The organism is Rhodococcus sp. 008 (assembly GCF_001682295.1).
Taxonomy (GTDB): Bacteria; Actinomycetota; Actinomycetes; order Mycobacteriales; family Mycobacteriaceae; genus Rhodococcus_F; species Rhodococcus_F qingshengii.
On record NZ_CP012749.1, the window covers coordinates 2786163 to 2810445 of the forward strand.

23 protein-coding genes are annotated in these 24283 nt (G+C 62.7%); 10 read left to right on the forward strand and 13 right to left on the reverse strand.

Annotated elements, in window-relative coordinates:
- Positions 1 to 61: 61 nt before the first annotated feature.
- The 4 genes from AOT96_RS13050 to AOT96_RS13065 form a co-directional block, all read right to left on the reverse strand.
- Positions 62 to 622 (reverse strand): TetR/AcrR family transcriptional regulator, encoded by a 561-nt coding sequence (locus tag AOT96_RS13050; protein ID WP_042446684.1) that lies wholly within the window; start codon positions 620 to 622, stop codon positions 62 to 64.
- Between the two features lie 15 nt (positions 623 to 637).
- On the reverse strand, positions 638 to 1108 hold the full coding sequence (locus AOT96_RS13055; protein ID WP_007732407.1) for a nuclear transport factor 2 family protein: 471 nt from the start codon (positions 1106 to 1108) through the stop codon (positions 638 to 640).
- A gap of 130 nt (positions 1109 to 1238) precedes the next feature.
- Positions 1239 to 1913 carry a Crp/Fnr family transcriptional regulator gene (locus tag AOT96_RS13060; RefSeq protein WP_003943506.1) on the reverse strand — a complete coding sequence of 225 codons (675 nt, stop codon included), beginning with the start codon at positions 1911 to 1913 and terminating at the stop codon, positions 1239 to 1241.
- 255 nt (positions 1914 to 2168) lie between these two features.
- Positions 2169 to 2441 (reverse strand): hypothetical protein, encoded by a 273-nt coding sequence (locus AOT96_RS13065; RefSeq protein ID WP_019746620.1) that lies wholly within the window; start codon positions 2439 to 2441, stop codon positions 2169 to 2171.
- A gap of 185 nt (positions 2442 to 2626) precedes the next feature.
- On the opposite strand from AOT96_RS13065, the gene nth reads away from it, so the two are divergent.
- The 4 genes from nth to AOT96_RS13085 are packed head-to-tail and all read left to right on the forward strand — an operon-like array spanning position 2627 to position 5870.
- Positions 2627 to 3307 (forward strand): endonuclease III, encoded by a 681-nt coding sequence (gene nth, locus AOT96_RS13070; RefSeq protein WP_442978606.1) that lies wholly within the window; start codon positions 2627 to 2629, stop codon positions 3305 to 3307.
- A 6-nt stretch (positions 3308 to 3313) separates the two neighbouring features.
- The gene (locus tag AOT96_RS13075; RefSeq protein ID WP_003943500.1) at positions 3314 to 3967 is read left to right on the forward strand and encodes a TlpA family protein disulfide reductase; all 654 of its coding nucleotides are present in this window, start codon (positions 3314 to 3316) and stop codon (positions 3965 to 3967) included.
- Entirely contained in the window at positions 3964 to 4683 is a 720-nt protein-coding gene (locus AOT96_RS13080; RefSeq protein WP_007732411.1) for an NUDIX hydrolase, read from the forward strand. Before AOT96_RS13075 ends, AOT96_RS13080 begins: the two co-directional genes overlap by 4 nt.
- Entirely contained in the window at positions 4680 to 5870 is a 1191-nt protein-coding gene (locus AOT96_RS13085) for a MarP family serine protease (RefSeq protein ID WP_003946095.1), read from the forward strand. Before AOT96_RS13080 ends, AOT96_RS13085 begins: the two co-directional genes overlap by 4 nt.
- A 3-nt stretch (positions 5871 to 5873) precedes the next feature.
- On the opposite strand, the gene AOT96_RS13090 is transcribed toward AOT96_RS13085, so the two are convergent.
- Genes AOT96_RS13090 through nhaA form a run of 3 tightly spaced genes read right to left on the reverse strand, consistent with a single transcriptional unit; the run spans position 5874 to position 8662 of the window.
- The gene (locus AOT96_RS13090) at positions 5874 to 6809 is read right to left on the reverse strand and encodes an alpha/beta fold hydrolase (RefSeq protein ID WP_042922851.1); all 936 of its coding nucleotides are present in this window, start codon (positions 6807 to 6809) and stop codon (positions 5874 to 5876) included.
- Positions 6810 to 6824: 15 nt separating this feature from the next.
- Positions 6825 to 7334 (reverse strand): phage holin family protein, encoded by a 510-nt coding sequence (locus tag AOT96_RS13095; RefSeq protein WP_007732413.1) that lies wholly within the window; start codon positions 7332 to 7334, stop codon positions 6825 to 6827.
- Positions 7331 to 8662, reverse strand: coding sequence for a Na+/H+ antiporter NhaA (gene nhaA / locus AOT96_RS13100; protein WP_371683642.1), 1332 nt, complete (start codon positions 8660 to 8662; stop codon positions 7331 to 7333). The genes AOT96_RS13095 and nhaA overlap by 4 nt, the downstream gene beginning before the upstream one ends.
- Before the next feature lie 173 nt (positions 8663 to 8835).
- Between nhaA and AOT96_RS13105 the strand changes: the two genes are divergently transcribed.
- On the forward strand, positions 8836 to 10227 hold the full coding sequence (locus AOT96_RS13105) for an MFS transporter (protein WP_003946096.1): 1392 nt from the start codon (positions 8836 to 8838) through the stop codon (positions 10225 to 10227).
- A gap of 55 nt (positions 10228 to 10282) precedes the next feature.
- Here AOT96_RS13105 and AOT96_RS13110 read toward each other — a convergent pair whose 3' ends face one another.
- The 5 genes from AOT96_RS13110 to AOT96_RS13130 form a co-directional block, all read right to left on the reverse strand.
- Positions 10283 to 11968 carry a purine-cytosine permease family protein gene (locus tag AOT96_RS13110; protein ID WP_007732417.1) on the reverse strand — a complete coding sequence of 562 codons (1686 nt, stop codon included), beginning with the start codon at positions 11966 to 11968 and terminating at the stop codon, positions 10283 to 10285.
- 135 nt (positions 11969 to 12103) lie between these two features.
- Positions 12104 to 13162 carry an AAA family ATPase gene (locus AOT96_RS13115; protein ID WP_065351834.1) on the reverse strand — a complete coding sequence of 353 codons (1059 nt, stop codon included), beginning with the start codon at positions 13160 to 13162 and terminating at the stop codon, positions 12104 to 12106.
- Positions 13163 to 13172: 10 nt separating this feature from the next.
- Positions 13173 to 14210, reverse strand: a complete 1038-nt coding sequence (locus tag AOT96_RS13120; protein ID WP_003946093.1) for an aliphatic amidase — start codon at positions 14208 to 14210, stop codon at positions 13173 to 13175.
- A 26-nt stretch (positions 14211 to 14236) separates the two neighbouring features.
- Positions 14237 to 14857 (reverse strand): AmiS/UreI family transporter, encoded by a 621-nt coding sequence (locus AOT96_RS13125; RefSeq protein WP_065351835.1) that lies wholly within the window; start codon positions 14855 to 14857, stop codon positions 14237 to 14239.
- Positions 14858 to 14979: 122 nt separating this feature from the next.
- On the reverse strand, positions 14980 to 16059 hold the full coding sequence (locus tag AOT96_RS13130) for a substrate-binding domain-containing protein (RefSeq protein ID WP_065351836.1): 1080 nt from the start codon (positions 16057 to 16059) through the stop codon (positions 14980 to 14982).
- A gap of 107 nt (positions 16060 to 16166) precedes the next feature.
- Here AOT96_RS13130 and AOT96_RS13135 point away from each other — a divergent pair, with 107 nt between their 5' ends.
- Positions 16167 to 16592 (forward strand): MarR family transcriptional regulator, encoded by a 426-nt coding sequence (locus AOT96_RS13135; RefSeq protein ID WP_003946121.1) that lies wholly within the window; start codon positions 16167 to 16169, stop codon positions 16590 to 16592.
- Between the two features lie 37 nt (positions 16593 to 16629).
- Here the strand turns inward: AOT96_RS13135 and acs are convergent, their stop codons facing one another.
- Positions 16630 to 18561, reverse strand: coding sequence for an acetate--CoA ligase (acs, locus tag AOT96_RS13140; RefSeq protein ID WP_065351837.1), 1932 nt, complete (start codon positions 18559 to 18561; stop codon positions 16630 to 16632).
- A 364-nt stretch (positions 18562 to 18925) separates the two neighbouring features.
- On the opposite strand from acs, the gene AOT96_RS13145 reads away from it, so the two are divergent.
- The 4 genes from AOT96_RS13145 (at position 18926) to AOT96_RS13160 (ending at position 24273) form a co-directional block, all read left to right on the forward strand.
- Positions 18926 to 20542 (forward strand): peptide ABC transporter substrate-binding protein, encoded by a 1617-nt coding sequence (locus AOT96_RS13145; RefSeq protein ID WP_007732431.1) that lies wholly within the window; start codon positions 18926 to 18928, stop codon positions 20540 to 20542.
- A 125-nt stretch (positions 20543 to 20667) separates the two neighbouring features.
- Complete coding sequence (locus AOT96_RS13150) at positions 20668 to 21594, forward strand: ABC transporter permease (RefSeq protein ID WP_003946101.1); 927 nt, start codon at positions 20668 to 20670, stop codon at positions 21592 to 21594.
- Positions 21587 to 22543 carry an ABC transporter permease gene (locus AOT96_RS13155; RefSeq protein WP_019746638.1) on the forward strand — a complete coding sequence of 319 codons (957 nt, stop codon included), beginning with the start codon at positions 21587 to 21589 and terminating at the stop codon, positions 22541 to 22543. Before AOT96_RS13150 ends, AOT96_RS13155 begins: the two co-directional genes overlap by 8 nt.
- A gap of 5 nt (positions 22544 to 22548) precedes the next feature.
- Complete coding sequence (locus AOT96_RS13160; protein ID WP_116058234.1) at positions 22549 to 24273, forward strand: dipeptide ABC transporter ATP-binding protein; 1725 nt, start codon at positions 22549 to 22551, stop codon at positions 24271 to 24273.
- Positions 24274 to 24283: the final 10 nt, after the last annotated feature.

Genomic DNA, 24283 nt, shown 5'->3' on the forward strand with positions numbered 1-24283 from the left:
TTTTTCGAGCATGCCAGGTGGATGCCGCGGCACAAATGCCTTTGTGGTCGTGCGGTATGCGTTACGGCGTGAGTGCCTGTACCAGTCGATCTTCGAGTCGCGTCGTCACTCGGCTGTATACGGAACCGTCGTCCAGTGCCCGGGACATCACGATCGCCCCTTGGATCCCGGCCACGGCTTCTTCGGCGAGTCCGATGGAATCTTCGGCACCGACGAGTGCCGCCTCGAGAGCCGCTGTCCATTCGTCGAAGTATGTTCGGACCCTGGCGCCGAAGCGGTTTCGCTCTTCACCGAGTGCAAATGCGCCGAACAGGCAAATGCGTTGCCCTGACCGAAAGTAGTCGCCCGCGGTAGCGAACATGCTCTGGATGCGCTGCCTCGGTGGAACCGATTCTGCTCGAAGAGGTTCGAAGACTTCGGCGCGAAACCATCCGTCGACCTCGTCGAGTACGGCCTCGGCCATCTCTTCCTTCCCGCGCGGAAAGAAGTTGTAGAGACTGCCTTTGCCTAAACCGGTGTGTTCGGTGATGACGGCCAGGCTTGCTCCGTCGAACCCGTAGGTTCGAAACACGTTTGCGAGAGCGGGAATCGTGTCCGAGCGTTCAGCTACCTGTCTGGCCATGGATTCATCCTTTCATCACAGACCCAACTCGCTCAGGCCCGGATGATCGTGCGGGCGTGGTCCGGTCGGATCCCAGAAGAACTTTCGCTCGGACTCCTCGATGGGAACGTCGTTGATGCTGGCATGACGGTGGTGCATGAGTCCGTCGGCGTCGAATTCCCAGTTCTCGTTGCCGTAGGAGCGGAACCACTGCCCGTCGTGATCGTGCCACTCGTACGCGAATCGCACGGCGATGCGGTCGTCGCTGTGTGCCCACAACTCTTTGATCAACCGGTAGTCCAGTTCGCGGGTCCACTTCTCGGTCAGAAGTTCGACGATCTCGGATCGGCCGGTGACGAACGTCGACCGATTACGCCACCAACTGTCCGGCGTGTAGGCCAGCGACACCTTGTGCGGGTCGCGTGAGTTCCATCCGTCCTCGGCGAGGCGGACCTTCTGGACGGCAGTTTCGTGAGTGAAGGGCGGAATCGGTGCTCGGACGGTCATTGCGGGGCCTCTCGATCAGATATGTACCTATCGGTACAGACTTTACCGATAGGTACAACAAGAGTCCAGTGAACGACTTCGGCCGCCCCCACCGAAGCGGGAGCGGCCGAAAGAGTCGAACCGGAAGAAACTAGCGCGCGCGACGAGCGAGACGCTCGGAATCCGAGATCAGGACGCTCTTGCCTTCGAGGCGAAGCCATCCACGGTGTGCGAAATCAGCGAGCGCCTTGTTGACGGTCTCGCGGGAAGCGCCGACGAGCTGGGCGATCTCTTCCTGCGTGAGGTCGTGAGTGACGCGCAGGGCGCCACCTTCCTGAGTGCCGAAGCGCTGCGCGAGCTGCAGGAGCGCCTTGGCGACACGGCCGGGAACGTCCGTGAAGATCAGGTCGGCCAGGGTGTTGTTGGTACGACGCAGACGGCGGGCGAGAACGCGCAGAAGCTGCTCGGCGATCTCGGGGCGCTGCTGGATCCATGCCTTGAGAGCGTCGCGGTCCATGCTCACGGCGCGAACCTCGGTGACGGTCGTAGCCGTCGAGGTGCGGGGGCCGGGGTCGAAGATGGACAGTTCGCCGAACATGTCGGACGGGCCCATGATCGTCAGCAGGTTCTCGCGACCGTCGGGTGAGCGTCGACCGATCTTCACCTTGCCGGACACGATGATGTACAGGCGGTCACCGGGTTCACCTTCGTTGAAGATGACATGTCCACGGGGGAAGTCGACGGGCTGCAGCTGCTTTGTCAGCGCCGCTACCGCTGAGGGCTCGACTCCTTGGAAGATGCCGGCTCTTGCCAGGACGTCGTCCACGTGCGCTCCTTGTTGGGATTTGTTCGTTTGTGGTGTCATTTTTGCGCTATCTATCTTTGTACCCGCGCTGCGCACAAACCGTCGTACACAGGCTCAGCCCTCATGAGTGAGACACTGTGTCCAATGCAATCTGTGTTCAATGCAACAGGTACGGCATCGAAGTCTACGTCCCGTTAGCTCGCGACGAGTGATTGATGCCACGTAAGAGCCGAAAATTCTTCCGGAATCCGCTGCGGTGACTACTTTGTATGGCCGTCAACTTGCCCGTTGTGTCCGGATTTCGCCCAGGCTGGCGCTCTCGGGAGCCTCCGACTGACGGCCCTTACGCTTCCGGTGGAAGCGGGCGAACGCATGGGGAAACCCATCGCTTGCCAGGCGGGCGACGTCGTCGTGACTTGCCTGGTCGAGGAAGTCTTCTACTTCATGCTCTTGGACCGAGAGCCGACGCAATCGCCCTTCGACTCGTTCCATCGCCAGGGCAAAGAGCATAAGCAGTAGCGGAAAGAGAATTACTGCGAGTCCTTGCATAGGGGGAAGTAAACACGTCGAAGGTCTCAGAATCGACACGACGGAGTCTCCACTCATGTCGTATCCGTACAGTTGTCTGAGTGCAGACCACCCCGACAGGCAGTTCAGAGCAGCGGAAGAAACCGCGTTCGGGGGGTGCGCGGAAGGAAGAATCACACCTCGGATTGGTACGCCGGGCGCGTCGGATGAATCGTGAGCTCGCTGTGGCTTTCCCACACGTGTACTGCGAACTCGACTTCACGACTCCGTTGGAACTGGCAGTGGCGACAATCCTGTCGGCGCAATGCACCGACGTCCGCGTCAACATGGTCACGCCGGCACTCTTCGCCCGTTATCCCGACGCAAAGGCATACGCGGAAGCCGATCGGACCGAACTCGAGGAGTACATCCGCTCCACCGGCTTCTACCGGAACAAGACGAGGTCGCTGATCGGACTCGGTCAGGCGCTACTCGAACGCCACGACGGGCAGGTCCCGAACAAGCTCGAAGATCTGGTGAAACTCCCAGGCATCGGACGCAAGACCGCGAACGTCGTGCTGGGCAATGCCTTCGACATTCCGGGAATCACCGTCGACACCCACTTCGGTCGGCTCGTGCGTCGGTGGAAGTGGACCGAGGAAGAAGATGCCGTCAAAGTGGAACACGCCGTCGGGGCACTGATCGAACGTAAGGAATGGACTCTGCTCTCGCATCGCGTGATCTTTCACGGCCGACGGGTCTGCCACGCGCGCAAGCCCGCGTGCGGTGTGTGTGTTCTGGCCAAGGACTGCCCGTCGTACGGTCTCGGCCCGACCGACAAAACCGAGGCCGCGGCCCTGGTGAAAGGCCCCGAGACCGATCATCTGCTCGCCCTGGCAGGGTTGTGATCGCCGATGACAAGTGCCGGAAGATGGTCTCTCGCTGCGCTCGTGGTCGTCGCGGCTCTCGTCGTGGCGATCTGGCCGCGCGGGGGAGACGACACGACGCCCACCTCGACGGGCCCGTCCTCGTCCGCGTATCAGCCGCCGACGTTCACTCCGTCGTCGGAATCGCTCGATCAACTCCGTAGCCAGGCGGCTCTGGCTTCCTGCCCGACTCCGACCGGCGAAGCGCCTGCCGGCTCGGCTCTCGCCGGAATCACCCTCGACTGCGTCTCCGACGGAGCGCCCGTCGACCTTGCCGCAGCGGTGGGCGGAAAGCCGACTCTGCTCAATCTGTGGGCGTACTGGTGCGCGCCATGCGCCGAAGAGCTTCCGTACCTTCAGGAATTCGCGGAGCGCGCCGACGGCAGCATCAACGTGCTGACCGTGCATTCGGATCCGAATCAGGAGAACGCTTTGACGCGACTCATCGACTACTCGGTGCGTTTGCCCGGCGTCCAGGACGGTGACGGCAAGGTACGGATCGCAGTGGGCGCACCGCCGGTGCTGCCGGTGTCGGTGCTCGTGCGCGCGGATGGAACAGTCGCCAAGGTCTTGCCCCAACCCTTCCGCAGTGCGGACGAGATCGCCGCCGCTGCGGCGCAATATCTGGGAGTCGTCGTATGAGTACACCGGTTCCCGAGTGGTTGCGCGCTGTCGCCAGCACCCAGCCCACCGATCCCCATCGGATCAACCCCGTCCTCGAGCGTCGCGCGCCGCGCGGCACCGTGACGCGTCCGGCCGCGGTGCTCGTGCTCTTCGGCGGACCGCGTGAGGCCGACCCTCTCGCCGTCGGCGGCTTGCCGGAGGGCGCAGACGTCCTGCTGACCCAACGGGCGTCGACGATGCGTCAGCACAGCGGACAGGTCGCATTCCCGGGCGGCGCCGCCGATCCGGGCGACGACGGCCCCGTCGGCACCGCGCTGCGTGAAGCGCAGGAGGAGACCGGGCTCGATCCGAGCGGAGTTCAGCCCCTCACCGTGCTGCCGGAGATCTTCATCCCGCCGTCGGGTTTCGACGTGACGCCGGTGCTCGGCTACTGGGAGCAGCCGACGACGGTGGGCATTCAAGACGAGGGCGAGGTCGGACGGGTGGCCAGGGTGCCGCTGCGCACGTTGCTCGACCCCGACAACCGGTTTCAGGTTCGACATCCCCTCGGGTACCAGGGCCCGGCGTTCCGCGCCGACGGCATGCTGGTGTGGGGGTTCACAGCAGGAATCCTCGCGGCGCTGTTCACGGTGTCGGGCTGGGAGATTCCGTGGAACTACGAGGACGTGAGAGACCTGGACACAGCGCTGTCCGAGTTCGGTGAAGGTGTCGAGGATTCGGCGGTGCCGCGATGACAGGTTCTCGTTGGGTGGACATCGCCATCGTTCTGGTCGCCCTCATCGCGGCCACGTCCGGATGGCGTCAGGGCGCGGTGGCGTCGGCGCTGGCGTTCGTCGGCGTGATCCTCGGTGCCGTCGCCGGGATTCTGTTGGCGCCGCACCTGCTCGTGCACGTCACCGAAGGCAAGCTGCGCATCCTCGCGGGCATCTCGCTGATCGTCGTGTTGGTCATCATCGGCGAGGTCGCCGGCATGGTGCTCGGACGCGCGGCGCGCAGCGGAATGCACAGTCCGACGGCGCGATCCGTCGACAGCGTCATCGGTGCGGGTCTACAGGCGGTGGCTGTCGTGGTCGCGGCGTGGCTGCTCGCGATTCCGCTCACTTCCTCGTCGCAGCCGAACATTGCCGCCGCTGTTCGTGGTTCGGACGTTCTCGCCAGCGTGGACGAAGTGGCGCCGCAGTGGCTGCGCCGCATCCCGACCGAGTTCTCGGCGCTGCTCGACACCTCCGGCCTGCCGGACGTCATCGGCCCGTTCGGGCGCACGCCCATCACCGAGGTCGAAGCACCCGACGCGAGCGTTCTCGCCAGTCCGTTGGCGGCGCAGTTGCGTCCGAGTGTTCTCCGCATCAACGGCGTCGCACCGAGTTGCCAGCGCGCGCTCGAGGGATCCGGATTCATCGTCGCCCCCGAACGCGTCATGACCAACGCCCACGTGGTTGCCGGAACCGAGAGCATCACCGTGGACACCATGGAGGGCGCACTGCCCGCGCAGGTGGTTCTCTTCGACTCCGCCGTGGACATCGCGATTCTGGCGGTTCCCGGATTGGACGCGCCGGTGCTGCCGTTCGCTCCGGAGCAGGCTCGGACCGGTGACAACGCGTTGGTGCTCGGCTACCCCGGCGGTGGTCCGTACACGGCCAGCGCAGCCCGCGTTCGTGAGGTCCTCAACCTGAACGGGCCGGACATCTACAAGGCCGGAACCACCCAGCGTGAGGTCTACACCGTCCGCGGATCCATCCGGCAGGGCAACTCGGGTGGACCGATGGTCGATGATCAGGGGCGGGTCCTCGGCGTCGTGTTCGGTGCTGCCGTCGACGACAGTGACACCGGATTCGTCCTCACCGCGCAGGAAGTCTCGCGCCAGTTGAACGCGGCTGCCTCGGCATCGACGCCCGTACCGACGGGCGCGTGCATCCTGTAGCGGTCACTTCTCCGTAAGGAGGAAGTCCCCGAGTTCGCGATTGACGCGCTCGGGGGCTTCCTGATGCGCGTAATGACCGACTCCGGCAATGGTGCGCAGTTTCTCGCCGGGAGCCCAGTGCTTGTCGCGACGCACGGTACGGGTGAGCACGTACGGGTCGAGTTCGCCGTGAATCTGGACGATCGGAATGCGAAGAACCTGATCCATCAAACGCATGAAACGTCGGCCCTCGGGGCGGAGCTGGCTGCGGAAGGCCCAACGCTGGTACTCCAACGTGGAATGCGCGACGCCCGGGATCCGGATCGCGGCCCGCATCTTGGTCATCACGTCCGCGAATTCGGGTTGCTGCGGCCAGGTGGGGCCGGACCGCGAGCGAACCAGACGCTCCACTTCGGCGCCGTTGTCGGCCGTCAACCGACGTTCCGGGCGTAGCGGTACCTGGTAGGCCAGGAACGAGGGCAAAAGCGCGCGGCGCTGATAGGGGTCGCGGACGACTGCTTTCTTGAGCGCCATCGGGTGTGGTGACGAGATCAGCGCTATCGACCGCACCAGGCGTGGATGCAGGAGCGCGGTCGCCCAGCACACCAACCCGCCGTCGGCATGACCGATCAGCGTGGCCTTGCCGTAACCCATCGCACGAATGAGGCCGGCTACGTCACCGGCGAGCGTCCAACCGTCGTAGCCACGAGGGGGCTTGTCGGAATCGCCGTACCCACGAAGGTCCATTGCGACGACGCGGAAGCCCTGCTCGGACAGTGCCGTCAATTGATGGCGCCAGGACCACCAGAAGTCGGCGAATCCGTGCAGAAGCACCACCAACGGAGCATCCGGCTCCGCGTCGCCTACCTCGACGACGTGAAACCGGATGCCGTTGGCGTGAATGTCCCGGTGAATCCAGGGGCCGTCGAACCTGACGGTGGATGGATCTGGGGCTGCCACTTTCGATCAGACTCGCTACCGGCGCGCGTTGAAATCGACCGACGGCTTTGCGTCGTCATGGCTGCCGGGGATGACGTTCTTGGCCTGCTTGAGCGATTCGATCGTCTTCTCCGGAGCCCTCAGCTTGCGCACGCGCAGATAACCGAGCAGCGCCAGAATCGCGGTGGTCACCACCATGATCAGGAAGACGATGAGGAACGCCAGCCAGCGCGGCACCCAGGTGTCGAGCATCTCGGCCAGGAAGAAAAAGAAGAAGAACGAGCTGAACAGCAGAACCGTGAAGGCCAGGATGAAGAAGACGCTGCCCTGCAGACCCTTCTTGACCTCGCCCGTCACCTCGGCCTTGGCAAGTTCGACCTCGGCGCGCACGAGGGTGGAGACCTGTGCGGTCGCGTCCTTGACGAGGGCCCCGATGGTGGCCTCGCCCGGCGTGCGGGCGTCCACATCGGTGAGAGGGATGGAAGAGACCGTGTTCGGTACTCCATCTCCGGTGAAGCGCTGGCTCTCTCCGTTGGTCAAGCTCACTTGTCGACCTCTCCAGGTAGTTCTCTCGCGTCCGTGGCAATGGCGGAAGCGTCGTCTCGAGCCGCATGAACTCGTCCACGTCGCCACAGCAGCGCTGATCCGATCAGCGATGCCACCAACGATGTCACGAGAACTGCGGCCTTCGCTATCTCGGCCTCGCTGCCATCGCCGACCCCGTCCAATGCGAGGTCTGCTACAAGCAGGCTAACGGTGAACCCGATGCCACCGAGAACTGAGAGGGCAAACATGTCTCTCAATTCCAGTGTCTTGGGTTTGGTTGCTATCCCCAATTTGATCGCGAGCAGGGAAATTCCGAAGATTCCGACGGTTTTGCCGACCAGAAGACCGACGACAACCGATTGCCCGACGGGGTCGGTGAAAATGTCGCCGAGTACCGCCGCGTTGATCGGAACACCGGAGGCGAACAGTGCGAAGACGGGGACACAGAAGCCTGCAGAGTAGGGCTGAATGCGGTGCTCGAGACGGCTACCGGGCGCGTACTCCTCGTCCGGATCGCGCCTCACCCGGGTCAGTAAGCCGAGCGCGACGCCCGCGAGTGTGGCGTGTATCCCCGCTTCGTGCATCGCGTACCAGGTCAGTAGTGCCAGCGGGACGTAGAGGAACGGCGTCGTGATGCGTTTGTGTTGGGCGTAGGCGTAGGCAGCCAGGGCTGCGGCCGCGGTCAGCAGCCACAACATCGCGAGGGAACCGGTGAACAGTACGGCGATGAGAATGATCGCGAGCAGATCGTCGACGACGGCCAGGCTGAGCAGGAAAACTCGGGCGCTCGCCGGGATCTTCGAGCCGGTCAGCGCGAGCACGCCGAGGGCAAAAGCGATGTCCGTCGCGACGGGAATGGCCCAGCCCTTGTCCATGCCGGGCGTACCGAAACCGATGGACGCCGCGATGATCGCGGGAACCAGGACGCCGCCGCACGCCGCGATGATCGGGAGCATCGCGGCTTTGCGGTCCGCGAGTTCGCCGACCACCAGTTCACGTTTGAGTTCGAGGCCGGCGACGAAGAAGAAGACGGCAAGCAGTCCGTCCTGCGCCCACGTGCCCAAGCTGAGGTCGAGATGGAGTGCGGACGGACCGATCTGGAAGTCACGTAGTGCGATGTAGCTCTCACCGAAAGGCGAGTTCACCCAGATCAGAGCGAGGGCGGCAGCGATCAGGAGGATCGATCCGCCCACCGTTTCGGTGCGGAGGTAGCGGGACAGTTCGGAACGCAGGGTGGAGATCACGCGTGGGGACGACCTTTGTTCGTGCAACCGAATTCGGATGCAACAGACATGAACGTGATCGACGTTGTGACGCATCGAATGCACGTGCCGACCAGACTTCCCGGCTCACCTTTACGGAATTTTATCGCGGATTGCCCGCTGAGCCGAATTCGCGAACCGAATTTGCGTCGGAAAACCCCGCGGGTGTTCAATTCCTACTGATTGGGACACTATCCCACCAATTGGGCATCTTTCGTATAACGGCGCAGGAGCATGTTTTGAGCACGTCAGTCAGTGAGAATCCACCCAAGCCGGAGGGCGGCGACGCAGATACCGTCGCCGGAGTGCCGCGCAGCCGAATCGTGGTCGCCAGCATGGTGGGTACATCCATCGAGTTCTACGACTTCTACATCTATGCAACAGCGGCAGTATCGGTGTTCCCGCACCTGTTCTTCCCGAAGGGCAACGACACCACCGCGCTTCTCGCGTCGTTGGCGACGTTCGGACTCGCGTTCGTCGCCCGTCCCCTCGGTTCGATTCTCTTCGGGCACTTCGGTGACCGCGTCGGACGCAAGGCAACTCTGGTCGGCTCGTTGCTGACGATGGGCATAGCGACCTTCCTCATCGGACTACTGCCGACCTATCACCAGATCGGACTGCTGGCCCCGGCGTTGTTGGCGCTCATGCGTTTCTGCCAGGGTCTCGGGCTCGGCGGCGAATGGTCGGGTGCGGCGCTGCTCGCGACCGAGACAGCCAAGGAAGGCAAGCGGGCCTGGGCGGCGATGTGGCCGCAACTCGGTGCGCCCATCGGCTTCTTCATGGCCAACGGACTGTTCCTGATCATCACGTTGTTCATGAACCACGACAATTCCAGCCCGGACCTCGAGGGTGCCTTCCTGAGTTGGGGATGGCGAATTCCGTTCCTGCTCAGCGCAATCATGGTGATGATCGGCCTGTACGTCCGGCTCAAGCTCGAGGAAACCCCGGTGTTCGCGCGTGCAGTCGAGCGCGGCGAGAAGGTCAAGACTCCGGTCGCCGAGGTATTCAAGACCAGCTGGCGTCAGCTGATCATCGGTACGTTCGTGATGCTCGCGACGTACACGCTGTTCTACATCATGACCACCTGGGTTCTCAGCCACGGAACCGGCAAGACGCCGGCCGACGGTGGAACCGGTGCGGGCTTCAAGTACACCGATTTCCTTGTCCTGCAGTTGATCGCAGTCGTGTTCTTCGCTGCCGCCGTGCCGGTCTCGGGTTGGCTCGCCGACCGTTACGGGCGTCGTATCACCTTGCTGATCATCACCGGTCTGATCATGGTGTTCGGCTTGACCTTCGGTGTCTTCCTCGAACCGGACGGAATGAACGACGGTCGCATGTTGGCGTTCCTCATCGTGGGCATGCTGCTCATGGGCCTGACCTTCGGCCCGATGAGTGCCGTTCTCCCGGAACTCTTCCCGACCAACGTCCGCTACACGGGCTCGGGAATCGCGTACAACACGGCCAGTATTCTGGGCGCAGCGGTGGCGCCGTTCATCGCCGTCTACCTCGCGAAGAACTACGGCGTCGGTTGGGTCGGCATCTATCTTCTCGTAGCGGCGACGCTGACTTTTGTCGCGCTGCTGGTCATGCGTGAGACGAAGGGTGAGTCGCTCGACGATGTAGGGGCATAACCCTGCTGTGCGCCTTTATTAACCCCCGGCGGTTAATAAAGGCGCACAGCAGTTGTCAGGGAAGCTGAGCAGGCAGGACGTGCTCACCGGTCTTGTCGGTGCTCAAGGCCAGGGAGCTGATGTACTGCTTCTCGCCGTTCGGGCCGGGCACGTTCGACGCGAGCATGTCGGGACGCTCGAATTCGATTCCGCTGACGCAGCACAGAAGCGTTTCACCGGAGGGGTTCCCGTACTCGTCGAACATCGGCAGTTCGATGCCGTCGTCGGTGCGTCGTAGGTAGTACTTTCCCTTGGTGGCGACGGCCAGGACCGGCGGCATCACCAGCGCGATGACGATTGCGACGATCGGGGAGAAGGGCTTGATCGCCGAACCGAAAGCACCGAAGAACACCAGGATCGAAATGCCCGCGGCCAGCAGCATCGACACGAAGCCGACGGGGTTGACGTCGTAGAGCATCCCGCGTCGGAACTCGGGGACTTTCGGGGAGAGCTTCAACCAGTACTTGTTGATCGCGATGTCCGAGGCGACGACCACGACCCAGGCGATACCGCAGTTGGCGTAGAAGCCCAGGATCGTGTTGAGGAAGTCGAACATGTTGGCTTCCATCAAGATCAGTGCGATCGCCAGGTTGACCAGAACGAAGACCATGCGTCCGGGGTAGGTCTTGGTGACGCGGGTGTACGAGTTGGTCCAGGCCAGTGAGCCGGAGTACGCGTTGGTGACGTTGATCTTGATCTGGCTGATGACCACGAGGATCACGGCCAGCGTCATGGCCAGCCAGTGCGGCATCATGTCCTGGTAGATCTCGAGGAACTGGTGCACGGGTTGGTTGGCGATCGAAGATCCGTCGACGACGTTCGCGATGATGTACACAGCGAGGAACAGTCCGACGATCTGCTTGAACGCACCGAAGATGACCCAGCCGGGGCCGGCGAGAATTACTGCAGCCCACCAACGACGGGTGTTTTCCGGCGTCTTGGGCGGCATGAAGCGTAGGTAGTCGATCTGCTCGGCGATCTGTGCGATCAGCGACAAGCAGACACCCGCGGCCAGCATCACCGATCCGAAGTTGACGCCCTTGCCGTTTGCGCCGTCCTCACCGCCGAAGGCGAAGAACGCGCTCACCGAATCAGGGTGCTTGAACAGCAGATACAGGAACGGCAGCACCATCATGACGAGCCACAGAGGCGTCGTCCACACTTGGAGCTTTGCCAGAGCCTTCATTCCGTAGATGACCAGTGGAATGACCATCAGGGTCGAGACCGCGTAGCCGATCGAGAGTGGGATCCCGAGCCCCAGTTTCAAACCCTGGGCCATGATGGAACCTTCGAGCGCGAAGAAGATGAAGGTGAACGTCGCGAAGATGACGTTGGTGACCACCGAGCCGTAGTAGCCGAAACCGCTTCCGCGAGTGATCAAATCGAGGTCGATATTGTATCGCGCGGCATAGTAGGCGAGTGGGAAGCCGGTCGCCATGATGACGACGGCAAACACGGCGATGCCCAGCAATGCGTTACCGGTGCCGTACGAGATGCCGATGTTGGCGCCGATCGAGAAGTCTGCGAGATACGCGATTCCGCCGAGCGCGGAGGTCGCGACGACGCCGGTTCCCCATTTGCGGTAGCTGCGTGGCGCAAATCGGAGGGTGTAGTCCTCCAGAGTCTCCTTCAGTGCGGCATTCTCACCGAGATCTGCCCTGTCCGGTGCGCCGGCGGACACCTGCTCGTTCACTGCTGTCATGACGTCACTTCCCCTGGGTGCCTGTGCATGTGCACTTTGCGGTGCAGGCACCCAACCTAGGGAGGTGGCGTTACGCGGACATGTTTGAAATGTGTCGCCCACGTTGCGGATTCGATCCGCAACGTGAGCGAGCACTCATGGGACTTTCTTTACCTGTATCTGATCACCAACTGCCCGCGCCTGCAAGGCGAGTGGCTGCGTCCCGACCGGCCGAAGGTCGAGAACGGCGGCGGCCACCGGGTCGGCCAAGACGTTCCGGATGGTGCGGCGCAGGCCACGTGCTCCGTACACCGGGTCGAACCCGCGCCGTTGCAACAGGGCGACGGCGCTGTCCTCCACCTCGACGTCGATGCCTCTCCTGGCCAACCGAGTCGTGATCAGTTCGATCTCGAGACGGGTCACTTGTTCCGCGGTCTGTTCGTCGAACTCGTCGAGGATCACGGTTTCGTCGATGCGGTTGAAGAATTCGGGGTCGAAGAACTTCTCCAACGCGCGTTGCACCAGATGATGACCATGGCGCGGTCGATCGATCCGGACGCGATCGGCGAACTGCCGCAGGTGGGATCGCCGACGTTCTGCCACCGCAGCAGAGCCGAGATTCGAGGTCAGGAACACGTAGCTGTTGCGGAACGAGATCTTCTGCTGACCGTTCGCCAACCGGAGTTCGCCGTTGTCGAGGACCTGCAGGAGCGCACGCAGCACGGTGGGGTCGGCCTTCTCCACTTCGTCGAACAGGACGATTCCGGGGGTGTACGGATCGCCCTCGACGGTGTTCTTGTCGAACAGCGTGAAGGACTCCTTGCTACCGGCATATCCAGGTGGAGCCCCGGAGAACGACGCCGCATAATGCTCTTGCGCAAGAGCATTCATGTCGATGCGGCACAGATCATCGGGTCCTGACCGTAGTTCTGCGGCCACGCGCCGCACCAATTCCGTCTTGCCGACGCCGGTCGGGCCAACGAGAAGGATGTTTGCGAGCGGACGCGTCGGATCCGTGGCACCGACATGCGCGATCGAAATCGCACGAACCACTGCGTCGACGGCGGCCTGTTGTCCGACGATCTTGGAACTCAGGGCTTTCGAGAGCTTGCGAGCGTCGAAGGCCCCGACCGGTACGGGTTCGGTTCGTTCCTCGGCCGGCGGTGGTGCTGCTGCACTGTTCCGGTCATGGAGCATGTCGGTGATATAAGGCACAGTGAGATCCTTACGCTTCGATTGTCTTCTCGACCGGCAGGTTTCCGACGCGACAATCCGCTACACCCACTGTGTCTCGGGTGATGGCCTCGACGCGTTCCTGAGCCTTCTGGGCGTCGGTGACCCACAGCTTGTAAAACTCGAACGGGCAGTCCGCGACGCCCTTGTCTCCGTCACCTGCTGCGTGGACACCGGAGTAGCCGCGATGGAGGAGTTTGAAGATGTGGTTCTGGGACTGATCGTTCTCGCGTGCGTCGCGAATGGCTGAGACGGAAAGCTGCGCGTACTGGATTCCGTATTCTTCTTCGCCGGTTTCACCCAGCGTCCGGCCGTCGAATCCGATGATCGCGGAGTGTCCGAAGTAGGAGTAGACGCCGTCGAATCCGGCCGCATTGGCAACTGCCACATAACAATTGTTGGCCCAGGCCATTGCCTTGGACATCATCACCTGCTGGTCCTTGGCGGGGTACATGTATCCCTGGCAACGGACGATCAGTTCTGCACCCTTCATCGCGCAGTCGCGCCAGATCTCCGGGTAGTTGCCGTCGTCGCAGATGATGAGCGAGATCTTCAGCCCCTTCGGGCCTTCGGTGACATACGTCGTGTCTCCCGGGTACCACCCTTCGATGGGGCACCAGGGCAGGATCTTTCGGTACCTCTGAACGATCTCGCCCTTGTTGTCGATGAGGATCAACGTGTTGTACGGGGGCTTGTTCGGGTGGTCTTCGTGCTGTTCGCCGGTGATGGAGAAGATTCCCCACGTGTCGGCTTCGCGGCACGCTGCGGAGAAGATCGCGGTCTCGTCGCCCGGGATGGTGGCTGCTGTCGCGTACATCTCCTCTTCGTTGTACATGATTCCCTGCGTGGAGTATTCGGGGAAGACCACCAGATCCATTCCGGGGAGGCCGGTCTTCATGCCGATCATCATGTCGGCGATCTTGCGCGCGTTCTCGAGGACACCGGCGCGATCGTGCAGGCGGGGCATCTTGTAGTTGACCACTGCTACGCCGACCGTGTCGTTGCTCGAGGAGATGTCACCGTGTCGCATTGTCTTTCACTCCTTGGTTGTGTCGATCAGTTGAAGACTGGACGGGATTGGGGTACTGCGGTTTTGGGTGCAGCGAGGATCTTGGCCAGGCCCAGGAGAACCAGAAGTGCTCCGGCCCAACCGGCCGCGACGGCGGGTGTGGTGTGGAAGTTGTCGGTCAGGATCAGAAATGCGGGGACCGTGCACGTGGGCTGGCTCAGGAGGACCGCTGCCCAGCCGGTGAAGCGACTGAGATTCTCGCGGCCGAGCCCGAGTACCAGGAAGAACAGCGTCCACAGCGCTGCCCATGCGAGCCAGATGACCCCGAAGACGGGGTCGTTGCTCACTGTGAAAGAGAGGAAGGAGTACACGAGCGCGGCGCACGCGACGAACAGCGAGAACCACCCGATTCCTTCCGGCTCGAAGCCGGCGAGATTGCTGATGCCCACGTAGAGATAGGTGAATCCGAACAGATAGAGCCCTGAGGCCGCCAGGACGGCACTCGAATCTCCCTGAGCCTGAATCAACAAAACGGTGGGGACGACGCATTGAAGTGCGCCGACGAAGAGGTTGAGGACCGAGGCGGATCGAACGGGAACTGTGCCGAGCAGCATCAGTCCGTTGACGAAGAGGACGGCTCCCACGTAAAGCAAACCAACACTGCCCATCGGGCACCTCCGGTTACTTCGGGACGGTTACTTCGGGACGGGTTACTTTCAAATGAAATGATTCCAAATGAAACTAAGTGATGCGCGCCACAGAAGTCAAGAGGGAGATCTCAGGGAAAATCTCAGAGCGTTGCGATGATCGAGAAGTCGAGTCCGTCAGCGACGGCGAGCTGAATCTTCTGCCGTGCAACACGATCACGAAACTCGACGGTTCCGCGAGGCCCGTCGTACGCGGCACCCTCGACGACGGCGTCCAGGTCGCGCGGATGTGTGCTGTCGGCGCGTCGAACCAGGGCCGAAAGGGTATGTATCCCTTCGTAACACGACTCGGCGGCATTGTTCAGCGCCGGAGCGTGCGCGCCGTGCAGTGCGATGTAGCGCCCGAGAAGATCCATGGAGTTGCCGTCGACCATCGAACGGAAGTACGCGGCGGAGGCAAACAGGTTGCGGGTTGCCCTCGGCCCGCTCGCGAGCAGCATGTTCTCTTCCATCAATGGGCTGAACCGGATCATCGACTCGTCGAGGCCGCGGCGGGCGAAGGCGCGGTTGAAATCGACGGCGTCCTGGCCGACGAGGAGCATGATCACGCCGTCGCAACCGGAGTTCGAGACGGTCTCGACCAACTGCTTCATGTTTCCGCGCCCGAGGTCGACAAACGAACCACCGACCAGGGTGAGATCGAGTTCGGTCGCGAACTGCCTCACGGACCCGAGAGAGCTGTGCGGCCAGATGTAGTCGTCCCCGACGACAAACCACTTACGCGCTCCGACGTTGTCGCGCAGCCACTTCAGCGCCGGCGCGATCTGCTGCCGTGGTGTTTCGCCGGAGCAGTAGATGCCGGATCTGACCTCGCCGCCCTCGTAGAGCGAGGTGTACGAGTACGGAATGCGGTCCGCGACCACGGGCGCAAGCGCATGGCGCACCGAGGAGATGTGCCAGCCGCTGACGGCGTCGATGTCGCCTTCGTCGAGTAGTTGTTGCACGCGGGCGGCGACGGCACTCGGCGTCGCGCCGCCGTCGATCACTTCGATCTGGACTTCGCGTCCCAGTACGCCACCGGAGTTGTTGAGGTCGCGGGCGGCCAATTCGCTGATTGCTTCGCAGGAGGGGCCGAACAGTCCGGCAGGTCCCTGGAGGGGAAGCACCATGCCCAGGCGCCACACCGCGCTGCGCGCGCGTTCGAGCGCGCCGGTAGCGCTCATGCGTCGCCGCCGGAATCGGAAGTCAGCGGCCTGGCCTGGGTTACTATCATTTCATTTGAAAGTATTGCCCGAGAAGTGTGAAGTACGCAACAGCGGGGGAGCGATCAGTGGGAAAAAGTGACTCCGGAATTCTTGATGCTTCGCTGACGACCGCGCTGGTCCGAGCGGCTCGAATGGCCGCGGCAGCAGCGGAGAAAGCGCTGGCGGCTGAGAATCTCACTCTCGATCACTGGATGACGCTCGAAGCCCTGGCGTCGACCGAGGGGCTGACGATGGCTGAGCTGCGCGATCGGACGGGAACACCGGCTCCGACGCTGACGCGAGTTGCGGACAAGTTGGTCTCGCTTGCGCTGATCTATCGCGAGGTCGGTGAGGACGATCGCCGGAAGGTACGCGTGTTTCTCTCCTCGCGCGGAAAGTCCTTGCACAAGCGGGTTGCCGCAGACATTCGCGTGGCCGAGGAGTCCTGGCTGACGCCGAAAGAGGAAGTGAAGTTGCGAGAGGGGCTCCGCCCCTGTGTGCCTTTCCGGTAGTGGGGACTACCAAAAAGGCGCACAGGGGCCGAAGGCCCTACTTGCCGCGGATTGCGTCGAATACCTTGGGGTCGACCAGGGTCGAGGTGTCTCCGAGGTCGCGGCCTTCGGCGACGTCGCGCAGGAGGCGGCGCATGATCTTGCCGGACCGGGTCTTCGGCAGTTCCGGCACGATCGTGATCTGACGCGGTTTGGCGATGGGGCTGATGTCGGTGGAGACCTGAGCCTTGAGTTCGGCGATGAGGACGTCGCCGGTGTTCTCGACGCCTTCACGGAGGATGACGAACGCGACGATGCCCTGTCCGGTGGTCTCGTCGGCGGCACCGACGACGGCGGCTTCGGCGACTCCGTGATGGTTCACCAGTGCTGATTCCACCTCGGAGGTGGAGATGCGGTGACCGGAGACGTTCATGACGTCGTCGACGCGGCCGAGGACCCAGAGTGCGCCGTCGTCGTCGTACTTGGCGCCGTCACCGGCGAAGTACCAGCCTTCTTCGGCGTAGCGGGACCAGTAGGTGTCGCGGTAGCGGTCCATGTCGCCCCAGATGCCGCGGAGCATCGCCGGCCACGGCTCGTCGAGGACGAGGTAGCCGTTGCCGCCGGGGCCGAGGGGCTTGGCGTCGTCGTCGACGATCTTCGCGGAGATACCGGGCAGTGGAGCCATCGCGGATCCGGGTTTGGTGGCGGTGATACCGGGGAGTGGGGAGATCATGATCGCGCCGGTCTCGGTCTGCCACCAGGTGTCGACGATGGGGGCTTTGTTGCCGCCGATGACCTCTCGGAACCAGCGCCACGCTTCGGGGTTGATGGGCTCGCCCACAGATCCGAGGAGGCGGATCGAGGACAGGTCGTGGGCGTCGGGGATCTCGCGGCCCCACTTCATGAACGTCCGCACGAGGGTGGGGGCGGTGTAGTAGATGGAGACGCCGTACTTCTCGATGATGTCGAAGTGGCGGTGCTCGTTCGGGGAGTTGGGGGTGCCTTCGTAGACGACCTGGGTGACGCCGTTCGAGAGGGGTCCGTAGACGATGTAGGAGTGTCCGGTGACCCAGCCGATGTCGGCGGTGCACCAGTAGACGTCTTGTCCCGCTTTGTGATCGAAGACGTTGTGGTGGGTGTACGAGGCCTGGGTGAGGTAGCCGCCGGAGGTGTGGATGATGCCCTTGGGCTTTCCGGTGGTGCCGGAGGTGTAGAGAATGAACAGGGGATGCTCGGCGTCGAAGGCCTGCGCCTCGTGCTCGGGTGAGGCCTGTGCGACGGTTTCGTGCCACCACAGGTCGCGGCCGTCGGTCCACTCGACGTCGATGCCGGTCCGGTTGACCACCAATACGTTCTGGACGGATTCGGCTCCGGCGACGGATTCGTCGACCGCTGTCTTGATGGGTGCTGCGGCGCCGCGTCGCCACTGGCCGTCGACGGTGACGACGAGTTTGGCTTGGGCGTCGTCGATGCGTGAGCGTAGGGCGGTGGCGGAGAATCCGGCGAAGACGACGGAGTGGGTCAGGCCGAGGCGGGCGCAGGCGAGCATGGTGACGATCGCTTCGGGGATCATCGGCATGTAGATCGCGACGCGGTCACCGGCGACGAGGCCGAGGTCGGTGAAAGTGTTTGCGGCGCGGCTGACTTCGGCGAGGAGGTCGTTGTAGGTCAGGTCGCGGGAATCGCCTGGTTCGCCTTCGAAGTGGATGGCGACGCGGTCGCCGTTGCCGGCGAGGACGTGGCGGTCGACGCAGTTGTAGGCGACGTTGAGTTTTCCGCCGACGAACCACTTGGCGACGGGGGCGTCGGTCCAGTCGAGGACGTCGGTCCATTTCTCGTGCCAGTGAAGGCGCTCAGCCTGATTCGCCCAGAAAGCGAGGCGGTCGGTATCTGCGGCAGCCTGCAACTCCGGTCCCGCGTTGGCGGCCGCAGCGAACTCTGCGCTCGGCGGATATGCCTGGGGGACGTCTGTTTCGGCTGCGCTTGTCATGGCTGACGGCCTTCTTTCCACTTTGATCGACACTTTTCTGACTCCGTGTGAGGGTAGTCACAAGCTCGCGTAAACGCACCGTTGCATCACGTTGCAACCCGTTGTCCTGCGACGATCGGTCGAATTGATGCGACGGGTGGTCGCTTCCGCCGACGAGTGAATGGGCGCGGACAGATTTCCCTCGGAATTGCGGACAATGGGTGCGATGCGCGCCCCGCGTCGGATGTGTCTATTGTCAAACCATTATTCGACCACAACTCGAAGTCACGTTCACTTTCAGTTGTAGGCGACACGACGCCGGCAGTTACGGCTGTCGGCAGGCCGCGAGCATGCTCGGGGTCACTTAGATGTGGAAGGAATTCCTTTGCGTATCTCACGCATAGCGACGGGCGCGGTCGCGCTCGGAATGACGGCAGTGCTGATCACGGCATGTTCGTCCGGCGATTCGTCGGGCGGATCGTCCAGTGGCGTCGTCAACGCCTGGGCGGGCGAGCCTCAGAACCCGTTGATCCCCACGAACACGAGTGAGAACATGGGCGGCCGCGTCCTCGACTCGCTGTTCTCCGGTCTCGTTTCGTACACCGCAGACGGCGGTACGGAGAACGAGGTTGCCGAGTCCATCGAGAGCACCGACGGTCAGAACTTCACCGTCAAGCTCAAGGACGGTTGGACCTTCACGGACGGCACCCCCGTCACCGCGAAGTCGTTCGTCGACGCGTGGAACTACGGCGCCCTCTCCACCAACGCTCAGCTTCAGGCATCGTTCTTCGATCCGATCAAGGGCTACGACGAAGTTGCCGCCGAGGTTCCGACGGCACAGACCATGTCGGGTCTGAAGGTTGTGGACGACTCCACCTTCACCATCGAACTCAAGCAGCCCGAGTCGGCGTTCCCCGATCGCCTCGGCTTCACGGCGTACTACCCGCTGCCCGAGGTCGCGTTCAAGGACATGACCGCCTTCGGTGAGAACCCGATCGGCAACGGCCCGTACAAGCTCGACGGAACCGGCGCGTGGCAGCACAACGTCCGCATCGACACCGTCGTGAACCCGGACTACAACGGCAACCGTAAGCCGAAGAACGCCGGCGTCGACTTCATCATGTACAACAGCCTCGACACGGCGTACACCGATCTCCTGGCCAACAACGTCGACGTTCTCGACCAGGTTCCGCCGAGCGCCGTCACGACCTTCGAGTCGGACCTGCCCGGACGCACCGTCAACCAGCCGTCGGCAACCATCGAGACGTTCACGATCCCGGGTCGCCTGCCGCACTTCAGCGGCGAAGAGGGCATGCTCCGCCGTCAGGCGATCTCGATGGCGATCAACCGCGATCAGATCACCCAGCAGATCTTCAACAAGACCAGGACGCCTGCACTCGACTTCACCAGCCCCGCAATCAAGGGCTGGAACGACTCGCTGACCGGTAACAGCAACGTGAAGTTCGATCCCGAGGCGGCCAAGGCTGCTTGGGCCAAGGCCGACGCCATCGCACCGTGGTCCGGCAGCTTCGAGATCGCCTACAACTCCGACGGCGGACACCAGGAATGGGTCGATGCCACGGCGAACAGCATCCGCAACACCCTCGGTATCGACGCAAAGGGCAAGCAGTACGCCACCTTCGCTCAGATCCGCACCGAAGCCACCGACCGCACCATCCAGAGCTCTTTCCGCTCCGGTTGGCAGGGCGACTACCCGCAGCAGTACGGCTTCCTGGCGCAGAACTACCAGACCGGCGGCAGCTCCAACGACGGTGAGTACTCCAACCCCGAGTTCGACCGCCTCCTGCGCGAATCGGCCGGCCAGACCGATCAGGCGAAGGCTCAGGAACTGCTCGATCAGGCCCAGGAAGTCCTGCTCAAGGACCTGCCCGCAGTTCCGACGTGGTACCGCAACGCTGCCAGTGGATGGTCGGAGAACGTTTCCAACGTGACCATCAGCTGGAACGGTGTTCCGGTCTACGAAGACATCGAAAAGAACTGACGCGTAGAACGATCCGCATCTGAAACGTGAGTTCGGGGCGGCAGGCGCCCTGCCTGCCGTCCCGAACTCGTGTTCACACCGGACTGTCCGCTGACGTACACGATCATCGACAAGGAGGTGATCCGATGCTCTGGTACATCGGTCGCCGAGTGCTTCAAATGATCCCGGTTTTTCTCGGGGCCACTCTTCTGATCTACGCCATGGTCTTCCTGCTTCCCGGTGATCCGATTGCCGCGTTGGCGGGCGACAAGGCGCTCAGTCCGGCTGTGGCAGCACAGCTTCGGGAGCGCTACCACCTCGATCTCCCCTTCTATCAGCAGTACCTGCTGTACCTGAAGGGCATCTTCACGCTGGACTTCGGCACGTCGTTCTCCGGACGACCTGTCAGTGAAGTTCTGGCACAGGCATTTCCGATCACGATGAAACTTGCCTTCATGGCACTGATCGTCGAGACCGTCTTCGGTGTCGGCTTCGGCCTCATCGCCGGCCTGCGTAAGGGCGGATTCTTCGACAGCACCGTCCTGCTGTTCAGCCTCGTTCTCATCGCCATCCCGATCTTCGTGATCGGCTTCCTGGCTCAGTTCTTCATCGGCGTCAAATGGGGCATCGTCCCGCCGACGGTCGGTGGCAACACCAGCTTCAAGAATCTCCTGCTCCCCGCCCTGGTTCTGGGTTCGGTCTCGTTCGCGTACGTCCTGCGACTGACCCGAACATCCGTGGCGGAGAACCTGAGTGCCGACTACGTGCGCACTGCCACCGCCAAGGGACTTTCCCGTGGACGAGTGGTTCGCGTGCACGTGTTGCGCAACTCGCTGATCCCCGTGGTCACGTTCCTGGGTGCCGACCTCGCAACGTTGATGGGCGGCGCCATCGTCACCGAGGGCATCTTCAACATCAACGGCGTCGGCGGCACGATCTACCAGGCCGTGACCAGAGGTGAAGCGCCGACGGTGGTTTCGTTCGTCACCATCCTGATCGTGATCTACCTGATCGCGAATCTGCTCGTCGACCTCTTGTACGCCGCGCTCGATCCGAGGATCCGCTATGTCTGAGACCGTGAAGACCGGACGCGCCGTCCGGCAAAGTCATTTCGTGGCACCGCCCGAAGTTGCGGCACCCGGGGAGACGGACGCCGTCAAACTCGATCAGGCGCCGACCAGCATGTGGACCGATGCGTGGCGCGACCTACGCAAGCGCCCCCTGTTCATCATCTCGACGATCATCATCCTCGCGGTCATCGTCATCGCAGCGTTTCCGAGCTTGTTCACGAGCACCGATCCGCGGTTCTGCGACCTGACCTACAGCATGCAGGGGCCGACCTCAGGGCACTGGTTCGGTTTCGACCGCCAGGGCTGTGACGTGTACTCGCGCACCATCTACGGTGCTCGCGCATCCGTACTCGTGGGCGTCGGCGTCACGGCGTCGGTGCTGGTGATCGGCGTGATCTTCGGTGCGCTGTCCGGTTTCTACGGCGGATGGACCGATTCGATCCTCTCCCGTGTCGCCGACATCTTCTTCGGCATCCCGCTGATCCTGGCTGCCATCGTCCTGATGCAGCTGTTCACCGATCGCACCATCTGGACCGTCGTCGGCGTGCTGGCGCTCTTCGGCTGGCCGCAGATGGCAAGAATCGCTCGAGGCGCGGTGATCTCGGCGAAGAACAACGATTACGTCATGGCCTCGGAAGCGTTGGGTGTCTCGAAGCTCAAGACACTGATCCGCCACGTCATCCCGAACTCGTTGGCGCCCATCATCGTGGTCGCCACCATCTCGCTCGGTACGTACATCGTTGCCGAGGCGACGCTGTCCTTCCTCGGTATCGGTCTTCCGTCCACCGAGGTTTCGTGGGGCGGCGACATCAGCAACGCTCAGGTGACGCTGCGTCAGGGTTCGACCATTCTGTTCTACCCGGCAACGGCTTTGGCGATCACCGTTCTCGGATTCATCATGATGGGTGACGCTCTGCGCGACGCCCTCGATCCCAAGTCGCGGAAGCGGTGAGCACGATGACCACCAAGGAAACTCTCACCTCGGAGGAAACTCCGTTGCTCGAGATTCGTGATCTCGAGGTGTCTTTCCAGTCCAATTCCGGTCCGGTTCCGGCAGTTCGAGGCGTCAGCCTGACCGTCTACCCGGGTCAGACGGTCGCGATCGTCGGCGAATCGGGTTCGGGTAAGTCCACCACCGCCCACTCGATCATCAATCTGCTTCCCGGCACCGGCAAGGTGACGGCAGGCGAGATCATCTTCGACGGCAAGGACATCTCGAAGGTCTCGGAGAAGGACTTCGTCCACATCCGGGGAAGCCAGATCGGTTTGGTTCCGCAGGACCCGATGTCGAATCTGAATCCCGTGTGGAAAGTGGGCTTCCAGATCGAGGAAGCACTGGCCGCCAACGGGATCGCCAAGGGCAAGGCAGCCAAGGTTCGGGCCGCCGAACTGCTCGAGGAGGCAGGACTCGCCGAAGCCGAGAGCCGGTTGGGGCAGTACCCGCACGAGTTCTCGGGCGGTATGCGTCAGCGCGCACTCATCGCGATCGGGTTGTCCGCTCGTCCGAAGCTCCTGATCGCGGACGAGCCGACGTCGGCGCTCGACGTCACCGTCCAGCGTCAGATCCTCGACCACCTCGACGGTCTGACTACGGAACTCGGCACCGCCGTTCTGCTCATCACTCACGATCTTGGCCTGGCCGCCGAGCGCGCCGAGCATCTGATCGTGATGAGCAAGGGTCGTATCGTCGAATCCGGTCCGGCACTGGAGATTCTGAAGCGCCCGCAGCATCCGTACACGCAGAAGCTGGTCGCGGCTGCGCCGTCGTTGGCGTCGAAGCGGCTCAGCTCGTCGGTGGCACGCGCCGAGATTCGCGAACAGGCGGAAGAGGTCGCCGAAGCGGTGAAGGCCGAGGAAAGTACGGCAGAGTCCTTCGGCAAGGCGACCGACGACGTTCTTGTCGTCGATCATCTGACCAAGGTGTTCAAGCTGCGCAAGGGTTTCCGCAAGACCACCGACTTCACAGCCGTGAACGACGTGTCCTTCAAGGTCCGCCGCGGAACCACAACGGCGATCGTCGGGGAATCAGGTTCCGGTAAGTCGACGGTCGCGCAGATGGTCCTCGGTCTGCTCGAGCCCACCGCAGGCAACGTGGTCTTCGACGGTCAGGACGTGGCGAAACTCGGTGCGAAGGAAACCTTTGCATTCCGTCGCCGAGTGCAGCCGATCTTCCAGAACCCTTACGGCACGCTCGACCCGATGTACTCGATCTACCGCACGATCGAGGAGCCGCTGCGTACCCACAAGGTCGGGACCAAAGCCGAGCGTGAGGCTCGCGTCCGCGAACTTCTCGACAAGGTGGGTCTACCGCAGTCGGTCATGCGTCGGTTCCCGAACGAACTCTCCGGTGGACAGCGTCAGCGCGTCGCGATCGCGCGAGCACTGGCCTTGCAACCGGAGGTCGTGATCTGCGACGAGGCGGTCTCCGCTCTCGACGTGCTCGTGCAGGATCAGATCTTGACCCTGCTGAACGACCTGCAGGCAGAGTTCGGGTTGACGTATCTCTTCATCACGCACGACCTGGCCGTGGTTCGTCAGATCGCGGACAACGTGTTGGTGATGTCGCGTGGCTCGATCGTCGAATCGGCACCGATCGACGACGTGTTCGGCAATCCGCAGCAGGACTACACACGCAAGTTGCTCGACGCGATTCCCGGTGGGTCCATCAAGCTGGGAAGCTGACGCAACAGGT